Origin of the sequence: Mesorhizobium sp. M7A.F.Ca.CA.002.09.1.1 (assembly GCF_003998555.1) — a bacterium.
Taxonomy (GTDB): domain Bacteria; phylum Pseudomonadota; class Alphaproteobacteria; order Rhizobiales; family Rhizobiaceae; genus Mesorhizobium; species Mesorhizobium ciceri.
Window position 1 is genome coordinate 1 of the sequence record NZ_RZRR01000833.1, and the last position, 2,490, is coordinate 2,490.

At 65.6% G+C, this 2,490-nt stretch carries 2 protein-coding genes and 1 pseudogene; 1 reads left to right on the forward strand and 2 read right to left on the reverse strand.

Going from position 1 to position 2,490, the window contains the following annotated elements; genetic code table 11:
- The coding region (locus tag EN994_RS26980) for an IclR family transcriptional regulator C-terminal domain-containing protein (protein WP_127307951.1) at positions 1-691 on the forward strand (691 nt) is incomplete at its 5' end.
- Positions 692-932: 241 nt separating this feature from the next.
- On the opposite strand, the gene EN994_RS26990 is transcribed toward EN994_RS26980, so the two are convergent.
- Both EN994_RS26990 and EN994_RS26995 read right to left on the reverse strand, forming a co-directional pair.
- Positions 933-2,234 (reverse strand): FAD-binding oxidoreductase, encoded by a 1,302-nt coding sequence (locus EN994_RS26990; RefSeq protein WP_063169492.1) that lies wholly within the window; start codon positions 2,232-2,234, stop codon positions 933-935.
- 2 nt (positions 2,235-2,236) lie between these two features.
- Positions 2,237-2,490, reverse strand: a pseudogene (locus EN994_RS26995) (glutamine synthetase); the annotation flags it as partial.

Genomic DNA, 2,490 nt, shown 5'->3' on the forward strand with positions numbered 1-2,490 from the left:
TCCCTCGGGCATGACGCTGACCGAAATGGCCGAGGAAGCGGGCCTGACCCGCGCCGGCGCCCGCCGCTTTCTGCTGACGCTCACCGCCACCGGCTATGCAACGCAAGCCGGCCGCGTGTTCTCGCTGTCGCCACGCTTGCTGACGATCGCCCGCACCTGGCTCGGCGGCGCCTCGCTCTGGGCCTTCGCCGCACCCATCATGCGCGCGGTCGCCGCACAGCTGAACGAGGCCTGTTCGGCGGCGATCCTGTCGGGTGCCGATGTCGTCTATGTCGCCCGTATTCCCGGCCGCCGCATCCTCAGCGTGTCGCTCGATGTCGGCACCAGGCTGCCGGCCTATTGCACCTCGATGGGACGCATCCTGCTTGCCGGTCTGACGCCTCAGGAATTGGACGCATTCCTCGGCCAGGCGACGATCGAGAGACGGACGCCGAAGACGATCACCGACAGGTGTTTGTTAGCCAACGCCATCGGCAAGGCGAAAGCGGACGGCTTTGCCATCGTCGACGAGGAACTGGAACTCGGCCTGCGCTCGATCGCCGTGCCGATCCTCGACCGCGCAGAACGCACGGTCGCGGCCATCAACGTCTCGACGCAATCGGCGCGGTTCTCCGTCGCGGAGATGGAGCGGGAGATTCTGCCGGCGCTGCTGGAGGCCAGGCAGCGGATTGAAGATTTTTTTGTGGTTTAAGAGGCCTTCTCCAACAACCTTCACCGTCGGCGGGACAGCGCCCCCCTCTGCCCTGCCGGGCATCTCCCCCTCTTGGGGGGAGATCGGACGTCACGCCGGCTTTCGCCAATCTCCAACGACGCAGGAATGGGCGAAGCCACCAATCTGCCAATCTCCCCCCTTGAGGGGGAGATGTCCGGCAGGACTGAGGGGGGCGCGAAGGATCGCGGCGTTTTGCAATTCGCCGCCGCCCCGCCGACCCTCAATGCTTGATGCGATCCCGCATGGCATACCACAGCATGCCCAGCACATAGAGCGGACCGCGCAGCGCCGTGCCGCCGGGGAATGGCATCGGGGTGAGCGTCGAGAACAGATCGAGCCGCGAGGCGTCGCCGGCGATCGCCTCGGCCAGGAGCTTGCCCGACAGCGTCGACAGGATGACGCCCTTGCCGGAATAGCCATGCGCGAAATAGACCTCGCCATAGTGCCCGACATGCGGCAGCCTGGATGTCGTCACCGACACCAGCCCGCCCCAGGCGTGATCGATGCGGCAGCCCTGAAGTTGCGGGAAGGTGGCTTCCATATGCGGCCGCACGAAGCCGGCGATATCGGCCGGCGGTGACGGCGTGTAGCGCTCGCCGCCGCCGAACAGCAGCCGGCCGTCCGCCGACATCCGGTAATAGTTGACGACGAAGCGTGTGTCGGACACCGCGACATTGGCCGGGATGACATTGCGCTTGCCCTCCAGCGGCTCGGTGGCGACGATGTAGTTGCCAACCGGCATGATGCGGCTGTTGACGCGCGGCTCCAGCCCATCGAGCAGAGCGTCACCGGCCAGCACGACATGTTTTGCACGCACCGATCCCTTTGCCGTCGAGATCCGGATCGAAGGCTCACGCTCCAGCTTCACCGCCACCGAATTCTCATGGATGACGACGCCGGCAGCAATCGCCGCGCGGGCAAGGCCGAGCGTGTAGTTCAGCGGATGCATGTGGCCGCCGAGCGGCTCATACATCGCGCCATGATAGGGTGTGTCGACCTTGGCTCGGGCTTCCGCCGCCGACAGGATTTCGGCGTGCGGGAACTTCATCACCGTAGCCAGGCACTCGACCTCTTCCTCGAGATCCTTGAGGTCGGAACCGTTGACCGCGCCGACCAGATGGCCGGTCAGCCTGAGATCGCAATCGATGGCATGGCGCTCGATGATGTCGAGCACCAGCCCACGCGCCTCGAACGCAAGATCGAACAGCACCTTTGCCCGCTCCGGCCCGTAGAGCTTGACCAGGCCCTTGGCGCCCTTGCGCAGGCCGGGGATCATCTGGCCGCCATTGCGGCCCGACGCCCCCCAACCGATCTTGCCGCCTTCGAGCAGCACCACCTTCAACCCGCGCTCGGCGGCGTGAAGGGCGGCCGACAGGCCGGTGCAGCCGCCGCCGACGACAACCAGGTCGGTGTCGACGTCGCCGACCAGCGCCGGATGGTCCGGCGCCGGATTGGCGGTGGCGACATAATAGGATTTTGCGATATCGAGGCCCGAATTGAAGCCCGTTGAACTGGAAGCCATGATCACACCTTCAGCAGAAGGTGGTCGCGTTCCCAGCTCGTCACCACGCCCTGGAACAGGTCGAGCTCGACGCTCTTTACGCGCAGATAAGTCTGGAAGAAATCCTCGCCGAGCAGTTCCCGCACCGGGCCGCAAGCCTCGAAACGATCGAGCGCCTCCTCCATCGTCTTCGGCAGCGTGCTCTTGATCTTGTAGGCATTGCCCGACGCCTCGGGCGAGCGCGCCAGTTTCTGCTCGACGCCGAGATAGCCGGCAA

Bases quoted from the DNA above. Each gene is read 5' to 3' on its own strand.
- EN994_RS26990 (WP_063169492.1), bottom strand. From the start codon at position 2,234: ATGGCTTCCAGTTCAACGGGCTTCAATTCGGGCCTCGATATCGCAAAA.